This window comes from Kangiella marina (assembly GCF_039541235.1).
GTDB lineage: Bacteria > Pseudomonadota > Gammaproteobacteria > Enterobacterales > Kangiellaceae > Kangiella > Kangiella marina.
Map to the genome: position 1 here is coordinate 685,356 of NZ_BAABFV010000001.1, position 18,254 is coordinate 703,609.

Here is an 18,254-nt window from a genome sequence, read left to right on the forward strand (position 1 = left end):
GCCTTTAGGTACAAGAGAAAGTAACTCGCTGTAAGAGCGAAATCATCACTCAAAATAAATAAAGGATTAAAAACTCCACGCAAACCCTAACATCGCTACCCATGGATCAATCTGAACATCCACCGTGGTGGCTGTGGCGCCATTGACGATAACGTCAGCTTCGGTATCAATATCCACATACCAAACACCTGCATTGATAAACCAGTTGTCGCCAACTTTCCAATCAGCGCCAAGCTGAGCAGCGAGCCCAACCGAGTTATCCAAAGCCAGTTCCACATCATCAGAACCCAACGCTGTTTTTAATTCTGGAGACGCCTCCTCATCTAAAAACAAGGTGTAGTTAACGCCTAAACCAAAGTACGGGTTAAAGACATCGCCATCGACATCAGGGTAATATTGAAACGAGACAGTTGGTGGTAAGTGCTTAACCGTGCCGATCGGCAAGCCCGATAAGCTGCCAGTTCCTTCAACATCATGCTCAAAAGGAAGCGCCGCGAGCACTTCGAATCCCCAACGGTCGGTCAGCATCCAGGTACCGCTAAAACCTAATCCAGTGGATGAATCGACAGTAACGCCATCATCGGTTCCTAACACATTAGAGCTATCATCATTAGGGCTGACATGAGCCGCACCCACTCGCAAAATAAAGTCACCCTCCTCATGAGCTTGTGTTTCAATTGCCCCCAATAAAGCGAGAGCCCCAACTGTAACTGCAGTGAGATTTTTTAAAGACTTGATCATTATTAGCTTCCTTTTATTGTTAAAATCAAATTAACAATAATCAGCTTTAAATTTTAAAAAGTTGATGTAGATCAAGGAATTATCGACTTGGCAAATATGCATTAAATTTGCCTCATTTGGATCAAAAAAGGCCCCTTGAAGGAGCCTTTTTTTCTGCAATTTTGACTTAAACTTAGCTAACTAAATTCGAAATTGCTTTATCGAAACGCGCTAAGCCTTCTTCGATATCGTTATCAGTAATCGTTGCAGCCGGTGCGAAACGCACAACATCAGCGCCAGCAACTAAACACATAACGCCGTTCGCCCAACCTGCCTCTAGGAATTGACGCGCTTTTCCTTTCCACTCATCAGACAATACAGCACCCAACAACATACCTTTACCACGCACACCAGAGAATACACCATATTTCTCACCAATCGCTTCAAGGCCGCTTTTAATTTTGGCGCTTTGCGCTTTAACGTGATCCATCATTTCTGGCGTATTAATCGCGTCTAATACCGCAAGCGATACTGCACAACCCAGCGGGTTACCGCCATAAGTGCTACCGTGCGTACCTGGAACCAAGCTCGCAGCAATTTTAGTCGTTGTTAGCATCGCGCCGATTGGGAAACCACCGCCCATTGATTTAGCCGTCGTCAAAATGTCCGGAGTGACGCCCATGCCCATGTAAGCATACAAGTCGCCTGTACGGCCAAAGCCCGTCTGAACTTCGTCAAAAACTAATAGCGCGTTATGTTTATCACACAATTCACGAACCTGCTTCACGAACTCTGGATCAGCCGGGATAATACCGCCTTCACCTTGAATCGGCTCCATCACAACCGCGCACGTCTTGTCAGAGATTAGCTCTTTGAACGCTTCAATGTTGTTATATTCAGTGTGTAAGATACCGCCTGGAAGTGGTTCAAAACCTTCGGTGTATTTCGGCTGACCACCCACACAAACCGTAAATAGCGTACGCCCGTGGAACGATTTAGAGAAAGAAAGGATCTCACTTTTCTCAGGACCGAAATTATCGTGTGCATAACGACGAGCCAATTTAAACGCGGCTTCGTTTGCTTCGCCACCAGAATTAGCGAAGAACACTTTGTCGGCGAAAGTTGCTTCCGTCAGCTTGTCCGCAAGCTCTAAAGCTGGCTTATTCGTGAATACGTTACTTAAGTGCCAGATTTTATCTGCTTGATCTTTAAGAGCTTTAACCATACCAGGGTGATTATGGCCAAGAATGCTAACCGCAATACCACCAGCAAAGTCTACATATTCGTTTCCATTCTGATCCCATACACGCGAGCCTTCGCCGCGCTCAGGAAGAATTTCTGACGGATTGTAATTCGGAACCATGACCTCGTCGAAGGTCGCTCTAGTATAACTATCGGACATAAAAACACCTTAATTTTTGTCTAAGCTGACGATCTCAGCGTACATATTCATCAAAGATTAATCGCACATGATCCCTGTTTTCAACTCAAAATTCCAGCCTTCACTGGAAAAATACCGCATTTTACTTCAGAATATCGCTTTTACTTAAGGGAACTTTTGTCTATCATCCCCTTCCCTAACTTTCAAATACTAATTTTGCATAGTACAACTTTAAGGACTTAGGTCGCATAGTTATGGTAATTCGCCCTGCACAAAGCACTGATTTAGAAGATATTTTGGAGTTGGCTGCCAGCGCCGGCACAGGACTGACAACTCTACCCCACAATCCTGAAACGATTTCCAACAGAATCGACAACTCAGTACAAGCTCTCTCCCAAGAAATTAAACAGCCGGGCTCAGAGTGCTACTTTTTTGTGCTTGAAGATACCGAAGAAAAGAAAGTTATTGGAACCAGCGCTTTAGTATCAGCAGTCGGCTTAGATGACGGCTTCTTTAGCTATAAACTCAGTACTCAGGTTAGTGCTAGCCCAGATTTGGGGGTCTATAATCCTCACCAAATTCTTATCCTAGGAAACGATTACACCGGCGCGACTGAAATTGCGACGTTGTTCCTCGCCGAGGGGCATCGTGGTGGCACTAATGGCCACCTTTTATCAAAGTCACGTTTTTTATTCCTAGCCGATCATCCTGAGCGCTTTTCCGAGAAAATCATCGCCGAAATGCGCGGCTACTCTGATGACAATGGTTTTTCACCATTTTGGGAAGCTCTTGGCAAACGTTTCTTCAAGATGGATTTCGCCAAGGCTGATGCAGTTCGAGGCTTGGGAAGTAACACCTTTATTTCTGAACTAATGCCTAAATACCCTATTTATGTCGATATGCTTCCCGAGGAAGCTCGAGCAGTTATTGGTAGAGTTCACGCGGATACAGCTCCAGCCTTATCGCTGTTAAAGAAAGAAGGCTTTACCCATCAAAACTACGTTGACGTGTTTGATGGCGGTCCAACGGTTGAAGTTCAGAGAAATGCCATCAGAACTATCGCTAACAGTCACATTGTCGAGCTGGTCGCTGGAGAAGTCAGCGGCAACACCTTGCCAATCATGATCAGCAATCGTAAATTAAAGGATTACCGCTGTGTGGTTGCCCAAAGCCGCATAGAAGATGATCACATCATGATTCCTCAGTCGTCGATAGACGCACTAGGATTAAGCGCCGGTGATACGGTTAGAGCGGTTGCGTTATTTAACAAGTTCCGACCTTCGGGCTCGACAAAAACTCAATAAATTCAGGTTTATTATATGTTGCACAAAAACTTATTCATCAATAATCAATGGCTTGCTGGTGAAGGCACGTCGTTCAAGTCGATCAACCCAGCTGACGGTAGTACCGTTTGGGAATCCAATAGCGCAACGCCTGATCAAGTCGGTGACGCTATTATGGCCGCGCAAAAAGCAGGCTGGGAATGGAGTCAAAAGACGCTTGATGAACGTATCGAGGTCATCAAAAAATTTGAAGGGCTGGTTAGAGACAATAAAGAAAAAATTGCAGAAATCATTTCTCAAGAAACCGGTAAACCTTTCTGGGAAACCTTAACCGAAGCAGGCGCTATGGCCGGCAAAATTGATATTTCAATTAAAGCCTACCACGAGCGTACTGGCGTTAAAGAAACCGAAACACCATCTGGGCAAACTGCAATCCGCCATAAACCTCACGGCGTTTTAGCAGTGTTCGGCCCTTACAACTTCCCGGCTCACTTGCCGAACGGTCACATTGTGCCTGCATTAATCGCAGGTAACACTATCGTCTTTAAGCCAAGTGAACTGACTCCGGCCACGGCTGAGTTAACCATCCGTTTATGGGAAGCTGCAGGCCTACCAGAAGGCGTGATTAACTTGGTTCAAGGCGAAGTTGAAACAGGTGTGGCTTTAGCCAATCATCCGCAAGTAGACGGCATTTTATTCACCGGTAGTGAAACCGTCGGTAAGATCTTGCACTCTCAACTTGGTGGCGAACCAGGCAAAGTACTAGCATTAGAGATGGGTGGTAATAATCCACTGATCGTGGGCGATATTAAAGATGTTAATGGTGCGGTTTATCACACCATTCAATCGGCCTTTATTTCGGCTGGCCAACGTTGTACTTGTGCGCGACGTTTGTTCGTACCAAACACCAAAGAAGGCGATATCTTCCTAGATAAGCTAACCGAAGCCACTGCTAATATCCGCGTCAGCCATTACAACGACGATAACCAACCATTTATCGGCCCAGTGGTATCAGAAAAAGCAGCGCTAGATTTATTAGCAGCACAAGACAAGCTGATCGCTAAAGGTGCTAAACCATTAGTTAAAATGGAGCACCTAGAAAAAGGTACAGGTTTTGTTAACCCTGCTATCTTGGACGTCAGCGATGTTGAATTAGAAGATGAGGAGTACTTTGGTCCTCTATTACAAGTGATTCGCTATGAAAAATTCGAAGATGCGATTGTTGAAGGCAACAATACACGCTTCGGTTTATCGGCAGGTTTATTAAGTGACGACAGAGCCCAGTTCGACGAATTCTACACAAAAATTCGCGCGGGTATCGTCAACTGGAACAACCAAACAACAGGTGCCGCAGGCACAGCACCGTTTGGTGGGGTAGGTAATTCAGGCAACCATAAGCCAAGCGCTTATTACGCAGCAGACTACTGTGCGTACCCGGTTGCATCCATTGAGAACAACGCATGTTCTTTACCTGAAAACCTAACACCAGGGGTGAAGCTGTAAATGAGCAAAAAAGCTTTTGAGTTTAACTTTGATGGCCTTGTCGGCCCAACGCATAACTATGCCGGTCTCTCGCACGGTAACGTCGCATCAACGGCTAACGCCAACTTAGTCGCTCGTCCTAAAGAGGCGGCTAAGCAGGGGCTTGCTAAGATGAAGGCACTGCATGACATGGGCTTAAAACAAGGCGTATTAGCGCCTATGGAACGCCCTGACGTGCATACGTTGCGTAAGCTGGGTTTTACCGGTAGCGACGCCCAGGTCATCATCAAAGCCTCAAAGCAAGCTCCTAAAGTCTTAGCAGCGTGCAGCTCTGCATCGAGTATGTGGACTGCCAACGCTTGTACTATGGCACCATCAAGCGACACTGGCGACGGTAAAGCTCATTTCACGCCAGCTAACTTAGCGAATAAGTTTCACCGCTCGATTGAGCACGCCACCACTGGCCGTATTTTGCAGGCGATGTTCAAAGATGATAAACACTTTGCCCACCACCCTGCTTTGCCGATGGGCGATCACTTTGGTGACGAGGGTGCTGCTAACCACACGCGTTTCGTCGATATCAACGCAGACAAAGGTTATGGCAAAAAAGGCTTACACTTTTTTGTCTATGGTAAACACGCTTTTGATAGCAGCAAGCCAGCGCCTCACAAATACCCAGCGCGTCAATCTTTTGAAGCATCACAAGCAATATCGCGCTTACATCAGCTGGATATGGATAACACGGTTTTTGCCCAGCAAAACCCCCACGTCATTGATAAAGGCGTGTTCCATAACGATGTAATCGCTGTGGGTAACGGCAACGTGTTATTTGCTCACCAAAAAGCCTTCTTAAATCAGATGCAGGTTTATACCGACCTAGAACAAGCATTTGATGGCGAAGAGTTCCATGTGGTCGAAGTTGGCGCGAACGACGTCCCTGTTGAAGATGCCGTTAAGTCATATTTATTCAATAGTCAGCTAATCACGATGGATAACGGCGATATGGCCATCATCGCGCCGGGCGAATGTGAAACCACACCGTCAGTCAAAGAATACTTAGATTGGTTAGTGGAGCAGGATACGCCAATCAAAGAAGTGAAAATCTTCGACGTGAAGCAATCCATGCAAAATGGCGGTGGTCCAGCGTGTCTACGTCAACGTGTCGTTTTGAACGAAACTGAAATCGATGCGATGAACCCAAATGTACTTATGTCGGACAAACTGTTTGGTGAGTTGAATACTTGGGTTGATAAGCATTACCGTGACACCCTGGAAGAAGACGACTTGGCTGATCCAAGTTTATTAACAGAGTCACGCACTGCGCTGGATGAACTCACTCAAATCTTAAACCTTGGCTCCGTTTATCCGTTCCAACTCGATTAATTTTTTAAAGCACAAAAAAGCCCGCGTCAATCTAGCATTGCGCGGGCTTTTTATTAACCTAACAAAATTACAGGCTTAAATCTTTCGAATCCAAGTCAAACTTCATTTTATACTTCATACCTTTCTTACCGTAATCTTTTTCAGCAAACTCCCACTGCTTAACAGCGTCAATAGCGTCTTTATTAAAGAGCCCGTTGTCACTAGACTCGGTTACCTGGATATTGCTTGCTTTGCCACTGTCATTGATATCAAAGGTTAAATCCACATAGCCTTCAATATTTTGCTCCACTGCAGCCTTAGGGTAACTTGCTCTAGGCTGATGTATTGGCTCAACTGGACTTGATGCTTTAGGGGGCATGGGCGGTGTACGCGTCATTACTCGCTCGGAAGCTCTCACACGAGTTGGTGCGTTGGCTGCTTTAGGAGGCATGGGCGGTATACGCGTCATTACTCGCTCAGAAGCTCGCACACGAGTTGGAGCGTTGGCTGCTTTTGGTGGCTTAGGTGGATGCGGGATTGCTTTGAACTTTTTATCAAAAAACGCCTTTTCTTCGCTGGTCATTTCACGCTCTTTACCATCGACTTCAATAGAATACTGACCGTTCGACTTGATATAAGTTTTTCCATTATCATCAACTAGCTTGATAATATCGGTGGTACGGCTTGAACCATTTTTAATGATGTTTTCACTGACTACAACGGTTCGATGCGAATCGTTACCTGGGGCACGACTCCGCTGATAGATGCGTTGTTCATGGACATCCTTCTTAGCTTGTTCAAGGTCTTGTCTTGCGCGCTCAATATCAACTCTAATATTTTCTCTATCACGAGCTAACTGCTCTTTTGCACGATGCAAATCTTCTTTATAACGATGCATTTCCTCTTTAGAAAGATTGCCTTTTTCAAACTCAAGCTGAATCTCTTGTTGGGCTTTAGCTATCTCTTCGCGCGCGCTTTCCATTTCAACTTGAGCGAGCTCAATTTCATCAGCATGTAGCTCTAATACTTTATGGGCATCTTCAATTTCTTTTTCAATTTGAATCAACTCATCTTCCGAAAGCGCTAGTTCCTTCATAGCCTCTTCATGCTTACGTTCGAAGTCAACACGCTCAGCTTCGGTCATTTCACGACGCTTACCGTCTTCTTCAATATAAAACTTATCGTTTTCTTGAATATAAAGCGCATCATCATTGTCGTACTGAACCACAAATTGTGCGTGGCGATTCTCATCAACGGTCACATTTTCCGAAACGACAATGTGCTTTTCCGGGCTGTGTTTTACCTCTTTATTTGCGGCGTAAACTGCACAGCAACTTAGTGCGAGCATGGCGCCGAGTGTCATCGTTACCTTACCTTTGCGATTAATAGGTTTAGTTATATTCATAATGCGTTCCTCAAGTTGGTTAAAAACCTTCCATGAGCAAAGCAGACTTACAGAGTGAGTGGCAGAAACTGTTGAAAGCAGAGCATGACCATAGTCTTTCGTCCGTGATTCACTGGTTTTATTCAGCACTAAGTAGTCACAGAATAACTCTTGGTCATGTCGAAAATTTTTGCGGGCGATATAAATCAGCGGATTAAACCAACCGACGCAGACCAACACATCCCACAACAAATTGAGCCACAAATGCTTTTGCTTAATATGCTGTTCTTCGTGCTCAATAATGAGTTGGATTTGTTGTACTGACAGTTGTTTCGCAATGTGCGTCGGAAAATAAATGGTCGGTTTAATAAAACCATACACCGCCGGAGACATATCTTTATGCTCTACGGCAATAACTTGGTAACGCCGAGCTTTAAATAATTCCGCTCCAGGCAAATCATCAAGTGGACGACGAATATCCTTCAAGTTTTTGCGCAGTTCAATGTGCTGAATAATCAGTCGCAATAATAATAATGTCGTGCCTGATAACCATAAAGCGCCCAACCACCAATAATTCTGCAGAGTTTCAACAGGTTTAATGATCATAACGCTCACGGCTTGGCCGATATAACTGGAGTTGGCGCTGGAAAAATCAATGGAAGCAATGACTTTTGCCACCACAAACCCTAAAGGAATCGCCAGCCACAGTAAGTAGGAGTTGTAACTTTTCGTGGTTTTTCGGATAAAAAATCGAACCACTAAAACCGTTAATACAATAACGCTTAGGTCGAGATTAAATTGCCAGAAGGCATCTAACCAACCATTAAACTTTAAATCACTTAACATCGCTGCCTTCCTTGTCGTCAAGTAACCCTTTTAAATAATCCAGTTCCTTTTGTGACAACTGCTTATTTTCAACAAAGGTTGCCAGTAATTCTTTCATATTGCCTTTAAAGACCTTATCAAGAAAACCTTCACTTTCGTCGGCTAAGAACTCTTCTCGCTCTATGGCGGGAGAGTACAAATAACGACGACCATCTTTCTCGTAGGAGACAACACCCTTCTTAACTAAACGATTAAGAAAGGTTTTTACTGTTTTTTCGCTCCACTCTCGAGATTGTAGTTTTTCAACGACTTCAAGACTGGATAATGGAGATTCCTGCCACAGAACATCCATCACATTTTTTTCTGCTTCACTCACTCTGATTGTCATACTCGACTCATATCAGTTTAGGGTTGTTTAAATGAATACTGCATTTAGCAATCAAATTGATTACACATGTAATCCACAACTAAAGATTACACCTGTAATCATTAATAAGCAAGTATAAATTTGCAGTTTTTTTAACAATGACTTAGAGTTCATGAATCTTTAACAAATGACTAAAACAATGAACTTAAGCGTCAAAATTCTAATTTTCATGGTTCTCGGGGCCATCGTTGGGGTACTTTTCCTTCAGTTTGGCGACTATCAATGCGCCAAAAGTTTAGCAGAGGGCGAGTGTCAGGCTCTTCAGGAAAACAGTTGGGCATATACCTATTTCGTCGAAGGCCTGTTTAATATTGGCGGCAGTCTCTTTATCAATGCATTGAAAATGTTGATGGTGCCGTTAGTATTAGTGTCACTGGTTTGTGGTGTGTATTCTCTGGCAGATCCATCAAAACTCGGTCGCTTAAGTTTAAAGTCGATTGGCCTGTACCTTCTAACCACGGCAATAGCGCTTACTCTAGCGTTAACGTTAGCTTCAATTTTCCAACCAGGTGTTGGTATGCCGGTCGGTGAAGCAAATTTTGATGCCAGTGATAAACCACCCCTTTCAGATGTCATTATCAACATCGTGCCGACGAACCCTTTTGAAGCGATGGTCAGTGCCAATATGCTTCAAATCATTGTTTTCGCCATTTTGGTCGGTCTGGCAATCACTTTATCCGGTGAGCAAGGCAAACGCATCGGTAACTGGTTCGAAGATGCCAATAAAGTGGTTATGGAGCTGGTCAACATCATTATGCGATTCGCGCCCTACGGTGTCTTTTTCCTTATCGCTAAAACCTTTTCCACTTTCCCATTCTCCGATCTGGTGGGTTCGTTGGGCAGTTACTTTATTTTAGTGATCGTTGGCCTTCTGTTACATGCTCTATTAACTTACAGCGTTCTCATCACGCTATTTACGCGCCTCAACCCGATTAAGTTCTTTAAAGCGATGTGGCCTGCCATGCTGACGGCGTTCGGTACATCAAGCAGTAACGCGACGCTTCCAGTGACTATGCGTTGTGCAGAAGCTAATTTGGGCGTTCATAAAAACACCTTTTCGTTCACTTTGCCTCTCGGTGCTACCATCAACATGGATGGCACCGCAATCATGCAAGGTATCGCTACCCTGTTTATCGCGCAGGCTTACAGCGTTGACCTCAGCATGGCGCAGTTGCTGACGGTAGTTCTGACCGCAACATTAGCCTCTATCGGTACCGCAGGCGTTCCGAGTGTTGGTTTGATTCTACTCGCAGGAGTACTAACTCAGGTGAATCTACCAGTCGAAGCCATTGGTATGATTCTTGGTATTGACCGTTTACTCGATATGACGCGAACAGCGGTTAACATTACGGGCGACGCTGCGGTAACAACCATCGTCGCTAAATCCGAAGATGAAATTGATATCGAGACCTTTAACGATACTAACAACCGAAGCAATTTCGACGACTAAAAACCCAGACAAGGACGTTGTATGTTTAAAAAAGTTCTGATGATCGCAGCACTGGCATTCCTCGTCAGTGCCTGTTCCCACATTCCTTTATCAACCATGTTAAGCATGTCCTCTTTTGACGAGGAGGACTTCGCTCAAATCACACCAGAGACTATAAGAGCTAAAATTACAACGGATGTTGCTGATAAGTTTGCTGAAGAGAAAACGTCACTAAAGTTTGTGTTGGTCAGTCCGTCCAAAAAAATAGACAAAACACTACCGTTAAAAATTGTTTCTGAGACCCTCGGTAATGAAGAGCATTGGTTTCAAGAAGATTCCATCAAGCATGTCACGGTTTTCAAGCTTTCACCGTCAGCCATTGAGGATTTTAAAGAGATACAACAAACAATAGCCGAGAAGCATCCCACTGGAAGTCGTCAGCTGCATTTTTCAATTCGGTGGGGTATGGATAAACAGAATCCAGGGCCTTACAGATTAACCGCTGAGCTGCTTCTCGATGCAGAAGACGGTTACTTCACGCTCATTGATGACTTTGAAATTGACTATGACAAGATGAGCTCTTCGCCCTAAGCGTCTCATTACCAAAGCCTGCCCCCATACTCCTTTCACCATAGAACAGTATGAGTATGGGGAGATCTTAAGCCTAGATTAGATGTTGCTGGTAAAAAGACAATTCAGCCTCAAAAGCACGGATAATGGTATCGGGCTTCCTAAAGCCATGCCCTTCCCCCTCAAAAGTGATGTACTCGTAAGGCAAACCTTTTTCTTTTAGTGCCTCAACCATGGCTTCTGCTTGGTTGGGAGGCACCACCTTGTCCTCAAGCCCTTGAAGAATCAATATAGGGCAAGATAGCTGATCGGTATGATTGACCGGTGATCGCTGCTGATAAATATCAGCTTGTTCTGGATAGGAACCAACCACACTGTCTAAATAGCGAATTTCAAACTTATGGCTGTCTTGAGATAACGACACCAAGTCAGCCACACCGTAACGGCTCATACCCGCTTTAAAAACATCATGGAAGGTTAAGGCACATAACGTGGTATAACCGCCCGCAGAACCGCCGCGTATGGCCATTCTATCGCCATCAATCAGCCCTTCCGCGGCTAAGTAACGTCCCATAGCGATACAGTCATCGACATCAACTAAACCCCACTGTCCTTTTAGTTTATCCCTGTAAGCGCGACCATAGCCCGTGCTACCACGGTAATTTACATCCGCCACAGCAAAGCCTCGACTGGTCCAAAACTGTACTTTGGAATCCAAGCCACTGTCAGCCATCGCTGTTGGGCCACCATGACTCATCACAATAAGCGGCGGTAGCTCGGAATCAGGGCCTTGGAACTGGCTGTTCGTCGGAGGATAAAAGAAACCATGAGCCGTTTCGCCGCCAGAAGTCGGGAAGCTGACATGTTGCGCTTGGGAGATGTCGCGTTGATCCGTTTTGCTGTCTAAATCTGACAGTACGCACTCACTTATTATCTGGTATCGCTCATCAAGCACCACCTCAATCACTGACTCAGGCTGAGTAGGGTTAGCAGCCAAAAAGTAGACATGCTGCTGATGATTCTGTTCTTGCACCACCATTTGGCCACTAAAAGCCGTCCACTTATCGCTCAGAGTGGTTATAGACTGATCGTTCAAATCAATAAGATACAACGCCTGAGATCCCTTACGAGTACCAATGGCTAGCAATGTACTGGCATCCAACTCATGCCAAATACGGCATCCGAAAACCCACTGCGGCAGCGCAAACTCGATCTCTTCCGCTTTGTGCAGCGGAGCTTCGTGACCTTCCTTGTACAAGTGCCACCAGCCCTCAAAGTCAGCCGCATATACAAGTTCACTGTTGCTAGTCCATTCAGGCTGATACGCTGAGACGTTAGATTGCTGAATCACCGGCTTAGCATTCGTTAACTTGCCATTATTCAGTTCCGCAGACCAAACCTCCGTTTCATCCCACGGCATGTGGGGATGATTCCAGCAAAGCCAGCTAATACGTTTTCCATCAGGACTAATACGTGGGTTTGAGTAAAAGTCATAGCCCTCAGCCACGACATCAATATGTTGCGAGCCATCCAGAGGAACTTTAACTAACTCATTAATCACCTCATTTTCTTCATGACGCTCACGAACACAAATCGTGTAAGACGAGGTTTCATCAATCGTGCCATCGTTGTAACGCCAGCTACGCTTGCTAGGCGGCTCAGGTGTTAAAGCAACGACCTCCAGGGTCTTTAAATCTTGTCGATACAGTTGTTGCTGTTCATCATCGACAAACAGCAAGTAGCGATCATTCAGCCAAAAGTCGCAACCACCGTATTCGTGAACTCTGGTGCGAACATTATAGTCTGCTGGCGTAATATCCTGGCGCTTGCCATCCACACAACGGACAATAACACCACGTCCTTGTTCTTCTGGACGGCCTTCCAGCCAATAGATAGCGTCGCCGGTCGCTTGAATTTGCCCTAAGCGGGTAGATTTACTCGCAAGTTGCTCGGCACTGATAGGAGAGTCCCAAAGCCCGAAAGGTTGTATCGTTTTATTTTCTTGAGTCATACACTGATATCATTAATCTAAATGAATGTCATACAGCACCTCATCCAGACGGCTTAACTGAAGTTCACGCCACCTCGGATGTGAATCTAAGATGCTGATTCGATTGAGTTCTTTGATGCTAGAGTTTGGGAATAGTCGCTCGATTTCTGCGAGACCAACGAAAAATGGCGGCCCCGACATTTCATTTTGATCGTAACTCATAGTGACCAAAAGAATATGGCCCTTTGGCTTCAAAAAACTGAGTAGGTGTGCCGCATAATCTGTTCTGAGCTCTTCTGGCAGGGCGACCAAGGCAGCTCGATCAAAGATTCGCTCAAAGCCTCCCGTATCCTCAACCTTAAGCTCAAAAAAGTCAGCACACCACAGATCAATATTTGGCGCTGAATAATGAGTCTTACTGCTTGCTTGCTCGATGTTTGGTGCTAGACCACTATCGGTGAAAAAAGACTCTACTGCTTTGGGGTTGAATTCCACCCCTACCGCATTGATGCCCTGACTGGCAAGAAAGTTTAAATCTAGAGTCTTACCGCACAGTGGTAGCAGCACCTTTTTCTGATCCGAAAAATAAGATTCAAACTGCTCAACCAAAAAGTGGTGAGGAGCCGTTAAATGAAACAAGTCGGAGGCCAAGCGGTCTTAGGAAGACAAGCTTGACAGGCAACTCCTTGGCTCACAGAACGACATGGCTACGATCCGACTTCTGACTGGCAAGAAAGTTTAAATCTAGAGTCTTACCGCACAGTGGTAGCAGCACCTTTTTCTGATCCGAAAAATAAGATTCAAACTGCTCAACCAAAAAGTGGTGAGGAGCCGTTAAATGAAACGGTTGTGTTGGTCTTCCCCAGCAGTTATCCCAAAACTCAAAGTCCATACGACCTCTAACAGTTGGTCAAAATTACTTAAATAAGTCTTGCTTTGATGAACGATGGATCAGCTTTGTCAGTAATTTTTCAACGCCTCGTGACAAACTGACCGATAAACGTTCGCTGATTGGCTTTTTGATATTGTACTTAACCGCATACACATCTTTGTCTTTAAGCGCTGTCATGATCCAGTCATCACTGGTACCTAACGCATCGACCAAGCCCAGCTCTTTCGCCTGAGACCCATACCAATGTTCACCGGTAGCAACTTTGTCCAAGTCTAGCTGAGGGCGATTTTGATTGATAAAGGACTTAAACAGCACATGCGTCTCTTCTAGGTCCTCTTTAAACTTATCACGCCCATGCGAAGTATTTTCTCCGAACATGGTTAAAGTTCGTTTATAGTCCCCTGCGGTATGCTGCTCGTAATCCACATTGGCTTTTTTCAATAAGCGGTGAAAGTTAGGCAACTCAGCGACAACTCCTATCGAACCAATAACGGCAAAAGGTGCTGCTGTAATATTATCGCCAACACAAGCCATCATATAACCGCCGCTGGCTGCAACCTCATCCACCGCTATCGTCAGCTCATAACCCGCTTGACGTACACGTTGTAATTGTGAGGCTGCTAAACCATAGGAATGCACCATTCCGCCGGGGCTTTTAAGGCGCACCATTACTTCATCGCCTTTATTTGCCGCTGATAAAATGGCTGTTATTTCTTCACGCATTGATTCGACGTCACTTGCCTCAACATCGCCATCGAAGTCGATCACATACACTCTCGCCTTGTCATCAGCAGACGGCGTACTCTCTTCACGAGTGTCATCCGTTTCGGTGGAATTAGTATTTTGCTCAGATTTTTTCTTCGCTTTTAGCTGCTGTTTTTCTTCTTTGTCTTTTTTCTTATCGTCTTGTTTTTCTTGCTTCAGCGCTTGCTTGAATTGATGTTTAGACATCACCTCATTTTTTATCGCTTGGCTATGATCCTTAATCGTTTCACCAAGATTGGTCACTCTTATTTCTCCACGCGTAGCGGGGTGCTGCCTATGCCCAGCATTAATAATCATGGCCAAAATCACAATAATGCCAACAATAATAGTAGCCGTTTTAAGTAAAAACAAACCGTATTCAGCGATAAACTCTATCATAGTACCCTTCAATCAATGCTCGCCATAAACCCCGAAAGTCTTAGCGAAACCATAATGTAAGCAGTGATTCTACTGCAATTTTAGGCAAATTGGATCAGAAACCGTCGCCCATAAAAAAAGCCCTCGAAGTGAGGGCTTTTCATCCTAATGGATAAGCGCTTACGGTTCAATCAGCTTAGGGTTCAATTAGCGATGGATCCGTAATTTCAATCAGAACACCACCTGACGCTATAAACTTCGCGATAGCGTTCTGAATCAGGGTTGTCTGATCGATGAACTGAGTTGCTCCGCCAGGGCCCGCAGGCGTCAAAGGCGTTGCGTGGGTACCTGTAGATACCTTAATAGAGCCACGAGACTGCTGAGCGGTATCTGTCACCACAGGAAGGCCATATAAAGCCGCGTGAGGTGTATTACCCGCTAAAGGCGCACCACTAACAGTATTCGTCACAACCGTATCGCCTTGAACTTGAATACCCAGTGTAGGCTTGTTGTTTGCAATCGCGATCGCCGCATAGTTCACAGGATCTGCTGAGTCGACCACTGTTTGCGCTGCAAACATGAATGGCGCTAACACCTCTGGAACAAAGGCTGGGTCATCAACTGCAACGCCTGTTGAAGCTGAAAGACCGCCGCGAATTACTGGGCCAAACGTTGGCGAACCGTTCAATAACTGAGCGATGCTTCCTGATGTTGTCGCTAAAACGCCCTGTTGAACATTCGCGGACAGAGCCATATAGTCAGAACCTACGATTCCCCCTAACGAATGACCAAAGAAGCTGATGCTTGAAGCATCAAAGTCCGCCATCGTATCGCCATCAACATCCATATTGCCAATCTCAGCTTCTAACGCTAACAAATCAAGTACGCCCTGACGCACGTTGTCACGAGATACTAATAGGTTTTGTAAGTTGATAAAGTGAGCGCCGGACTCATCAACCATACCGTCTTGACCTGGCTGACTCGAAGCATTCACCACGTAATCCACACCGAAAGTACGCTCACGAGTAGCACCAGGAGAGTAACCTTCAAAGATACCAATAAGTCCGCCACTTGCCTGCTGTAAACCTAGGTGTACTTGGTTATCCTCGGCAATACCGTGTAACGGTAAATCCATAGCAACAACAGCCGTACAAGCGCTTGCCATAGTATCAGCGATACCTAACATCGCTGTACGATCACTCGTGATACCGTGTTGGAAAATCATCACAGGATACGGCTTTGGACATGCCGTGTTCTTAGGCAATGACACCAATAAAGGAACGGATTCTTCACCCGTTTTTCGTGGCAAAGGGTTTGCATAAGTAATGTTGCCACCGGCAAATGGGTTAGCCATAAAGCCACCCTGACCGTCTGGAACCATATCCGCACCCACCCACTGTGAATTTAGTGGTGCAATTGGATTTTCCATTGAAGGCGCTGACAATAAATAAGGCAATGAAAACTGACCTTTGTATAAATTCGCTGCACCAATACCAGTGAAAGGAGTGGTGTCCGTCATTAAGCTTGAAAAGCTCGACGCGCCAGCCGTTGCCAAAGGAGAGTCTACATATAAACCTTTAGAGGCAACCAAAGAGTTCGAAACTGACTGCACCGTAAATTGATAAGCAAGAACCACGTCCTCACGAACAACACCAGCACCTTCTGCAGCCGCTAACATGGCGTTAACTAATTGACGCACAGGCTCTAAACCAGAGGTAGGTGCGCCAGATGGAATCGGGTCAGTAGACTTAGCGATTGTAAACTGAGAGTCTGAGATAGTGGCATTACCATTTACATCAGTAATCCCATTAGTGACAACAACCATATAGCTCGCTTGTGGCTCTAAAGGCGCTAATGGCACAACACCGATAGCAGCTGGACCATTAGGCACTGCTACAAACTGACTGCCAGCGGCTAATTCTGCCTCAACACCGGTAACCGGACCTGTTGGGCCTGGGATACCTGGAGCAACTTCACCGCGCGCAGTGGTGACTTTAAAGACACGAACATTTTGGCCTGGTGCAATAGAGCTTGCGTCAATAGCACCACGGAACTCAATGTTAAACGGCGCATGAGTTGACCAACCATCAAGTCCGCTGACAGCGTTTTGAGGGTCAGACATATCCGTTGGGTCTTGTGTTGGGATATTTAGCGTTAAATCAGCTGAGCCACTGAATAACAAATCGTTTGGGACTGGGATTTCACCATCCCCAGGAGCATAGACTGGAGCAACAAATTTTGTACTACCATCGCCAGAGCCGGGTACTTTTGGTTCGGCAGGCCCATCACTACACGCAGTCAGCACGAGGCTACTGATTAGCGCGACTCCGTAAAATGCTTTTTTCATTTCTAACTCCCGTTTTGGTGAAACGTTTTATACGGTTTTAAACCGATAGTTATGTTTATATAAAATTGCTTTAATCCTACTCTGTAAAGCCCCCTATTGGCAAGTGGACTTACCAGCTGGACATTAACCGATTTCGCTAAAGGACTTCATTTCCCCTTTAGCTTTGCTCCATAAGTCACCGCTCTGATGCCCGTAATCCCATAAGATTTCTACGACTTTATCGGCGTCCCTATCCTTAATTGCGGCTGAAAGTTGGCGGTAATAATTGTGAGCAAGTCGACGTGTTTGCTCCCAGCCAAAATAGAAGCGTCCTATTTTGTAATAAATAGCTTCAAAGCCATTCAGCATCAATGTGTAGATAGGGTTGCCTGAAGCGCGCGTTGCTGAGTGGTGAAAGTGCCAATCAAAATCAATATACGCTTCGGCGGTATTGGCGACACTACTGAGGCCTTCCAATACTTCGAGTAACTTTTCAGGATCATTCTTAACCGCATCTCGTAAGAAGATGCTGGCTATTGAAGTTCGCGCTCGCAGCAAATTATCAGCCAGCGTCATGGAACCAGCATCATCCAGTGTCACCAAGGTATCAAGAACATTTAATGTCGCTGACTGCCAGATATCATTCACTTTGGTTGGTTTACCATGTTGAATGGTTAGCCATCCATCACGCGCTAGGCGCTGCAAGACTTCACGTAACGTGGTTCGAGTGACCCCAATAATTTCTGCCAACTCTCTTTCAGCTGGTAAAATAGAGCCTGCAGGAAACTTGCCATTCCAAATAGACTCAACAATGTATTGCTCAGCAAATGCAGCTGGCGTTAGTGCTTTAGCTGTAGAAGCCATCAGCCGTCCCCGTTTAATTTAGTATTGAAATAACTGGTAAGAGGTCAACTCTCACCTCGTTTTTAGCATATAGCGTGAATATTTTCCAGCAACAACAATAAATTGTTACTCCAGTAGGCCTTGGGTGTCCCTGCTCGGGCTTATCTAGCTCTTTTAAAGGCTTATTCTTTATTTATGCAATCGATGTAAAATACCCT

General features: G+C 45.3%; 13 protein-coding genes. 5 read left to right on the top strand and 8 right to left on the bottom strand.

Annotated features, from left to right (window positions below):
- Positions 1-66: 66 nt before the first annotated feature.
- Both ABD943_RS02910 and ABD943_RS02915 read right to left on the bottom strand, forming a co-directional pair.
- On the bottom strand, positions 67-741 hold the full coding sequence (locus ABD943_RS02910; protein WP_345291688.1) for an OmpW/AlkL family protein: 675 nt from the start codon (positions 739-741) through the stop codon (positions 67-69).
- A 172-nt stretch (positions 742-913) separates the two neighbouring features.
- Positions 914-2,122: an aspartate aminotransferase family protein gene (locus ABD943_RS02915; RefSeq protein WP_345291689.1), complete on the bottom strand. Its 1,209-nt coding sequence runs from the start codon at positions 2,120-2,122 to the stop codon at positions 914-916.
- 233 nt (positions 2,123-2,355) lie between these two features.
- On the opposite strand from ABD943_RS02915, the gene astA reads away from it, so the two are divergent.
- Genes astA through astB form a run of 3 tightly spaced genes read left to right on the top strand, consistent with a single transcriptional unit; the run spans position 2,356 to position 6,249 of the window.
- Positions 2,356-3,405, top strand: coding sequence for an arginine N-succinyltransferase (gene astA, locus ABD943_RS02920; RefSeq protein ID WP_345291690.1), 1,050 nt, complete (start codon positions 2,356-2,358; stop codon positions 3,403-3,405).
- Positions 3,406-3,420: 15 nt separating this feature from the next.
- Positions 3,421-4,887, top strand: coding sequence for a succinylglutamate-semialdehyde dehydrogenase (gene astD / locus ABD943_RS02925; protein WP_345291691.1), 1,467 nt, complete (start codon positions 3,421-3,423; stop codon positions 4,885-4,887).
- Positions 4,888-6,249 carry an N-succinylarginine dihydrolase gene (gene astB / locus ABD943_RS02930; protein ID WP_345291692.1) on the top strand — a complete coding sequence of 454 codons (1,362 nt, stop codon included), beginning with the start codon at positions 4,888-4,890 and terminating at the stop codon, positions 6,247-6,249.
- Positions 6,250-6,316: 67 nt separating this feature from the next.
- Here the strand turns inward: astB and ABD943_RS02935 are convergent, their stop codons facing one another.
- Complete coding sequence (locus tag ABD943_RS02935; RefSeq protein ID WP_345291693.1) at positions 6,317-8,458, bottom strand: TonB family protein; 2,142 nt, start codon at positions 8,456-8,458, stop codon at positions 6,317-6,319.
- Positions 8,448-8,825, bottom strand: coding sequence for a BlaI/MecI/CopY family transcriptional regulator (locus ABD943_RS02940; protein ID WP_345291694.1), 378 nt, complete (start codon positions 8,823-8,825; stop codon positions 8,448-8,450). Before ABD943_RS02940 ends, ABD943_RS02935 begins: the two co-directional genes overlap by 11 nt.
- Positions 8,826-8,991: 166 nt before the next feature.
- On the opposite strand from ABD943_RS02940, the gene ABD943_RS02945 reads away from it, so the two are divergent.
- Positions 8,992-10,314, top strand: a complete 1,323-nt coding sequence (locus tag ABD943_RS02945; protein ID WP_345291695.1) for a dicarboxylate/amino acid:cation symporter — start codon at positions 8,992-8,994, stop codon at positions 10,312-10,314.
- A gap of 21 nt (positions 10,315-10,335) precedes the next feature.
- Complete coding sequence (locus tag ABD943_RS02950) at positions 10,336-10,884, top strand: hypothetical protein (RefSeq protein ID WP_345291696.1); 549 nt, start codon at positions 10,336-10,338, stop codon at positions 10,882-10,884.
- Between the two features lie 73 nt (positions 10,885-10,957).
- Here the strand turns inward: ABD943_RS02950 and ABD943_RS02955 are convergent, their stop codons facing one another.
- The 4 genes from ABD943_RS02955 to fadR form a co-directional block, all read right to left on the bottom strand.
- Positions 10,958-12,874, bottom strand: a complete 1,917-nt coding sequence (locus ABD943_RS02955; RefSeq protein ID WP_345291697.1) for a S9 family peptidase — start codon at positions 12,872-12,874, stop codon at positions 10,958-10,960.
- A gap of 895 nt (positions 12,875-13,769) precedes the next feature.
- Positions 13,770-14,885 (bottom strand): protease SohB, encoded by a 1,116-nt coding sequence (gene sohB / locus ABD943_RS02970; protein ID WP_425559462.1) that lies wholly within the window; start codon positions 14,883-14,885, stop codon positions 13,770-13,772.
- A 178-nt stretch (positions 14,886-15,063) separates the two neighbouring features.
- Positions 15,064-17,214: a hypothetical protein gene (locus tag ABD943_RS02975; protein WP_345291701.1), complete on the bottom strand. Its 2,151-nt coding sequence runs from the start codon at positions 17,212-17,214 to the stop codon at positions 15,064-15,066.
- A gap of 123 nt (positions 17,215-17,337) precedes the next feature.
- A complete protein-coding gene (gene fadR / locus ABD943_RS02980) occupies positions 17,338-18,057 on the bottom strand; it encodes a fatty acid metabolism transcriptional regulator FadR (protein ID WP_345291702.1) in 720 nt (239 codons plus the stop codon).
- Positions 18,058-18,254: the final 197 nt, after the last annotated feature.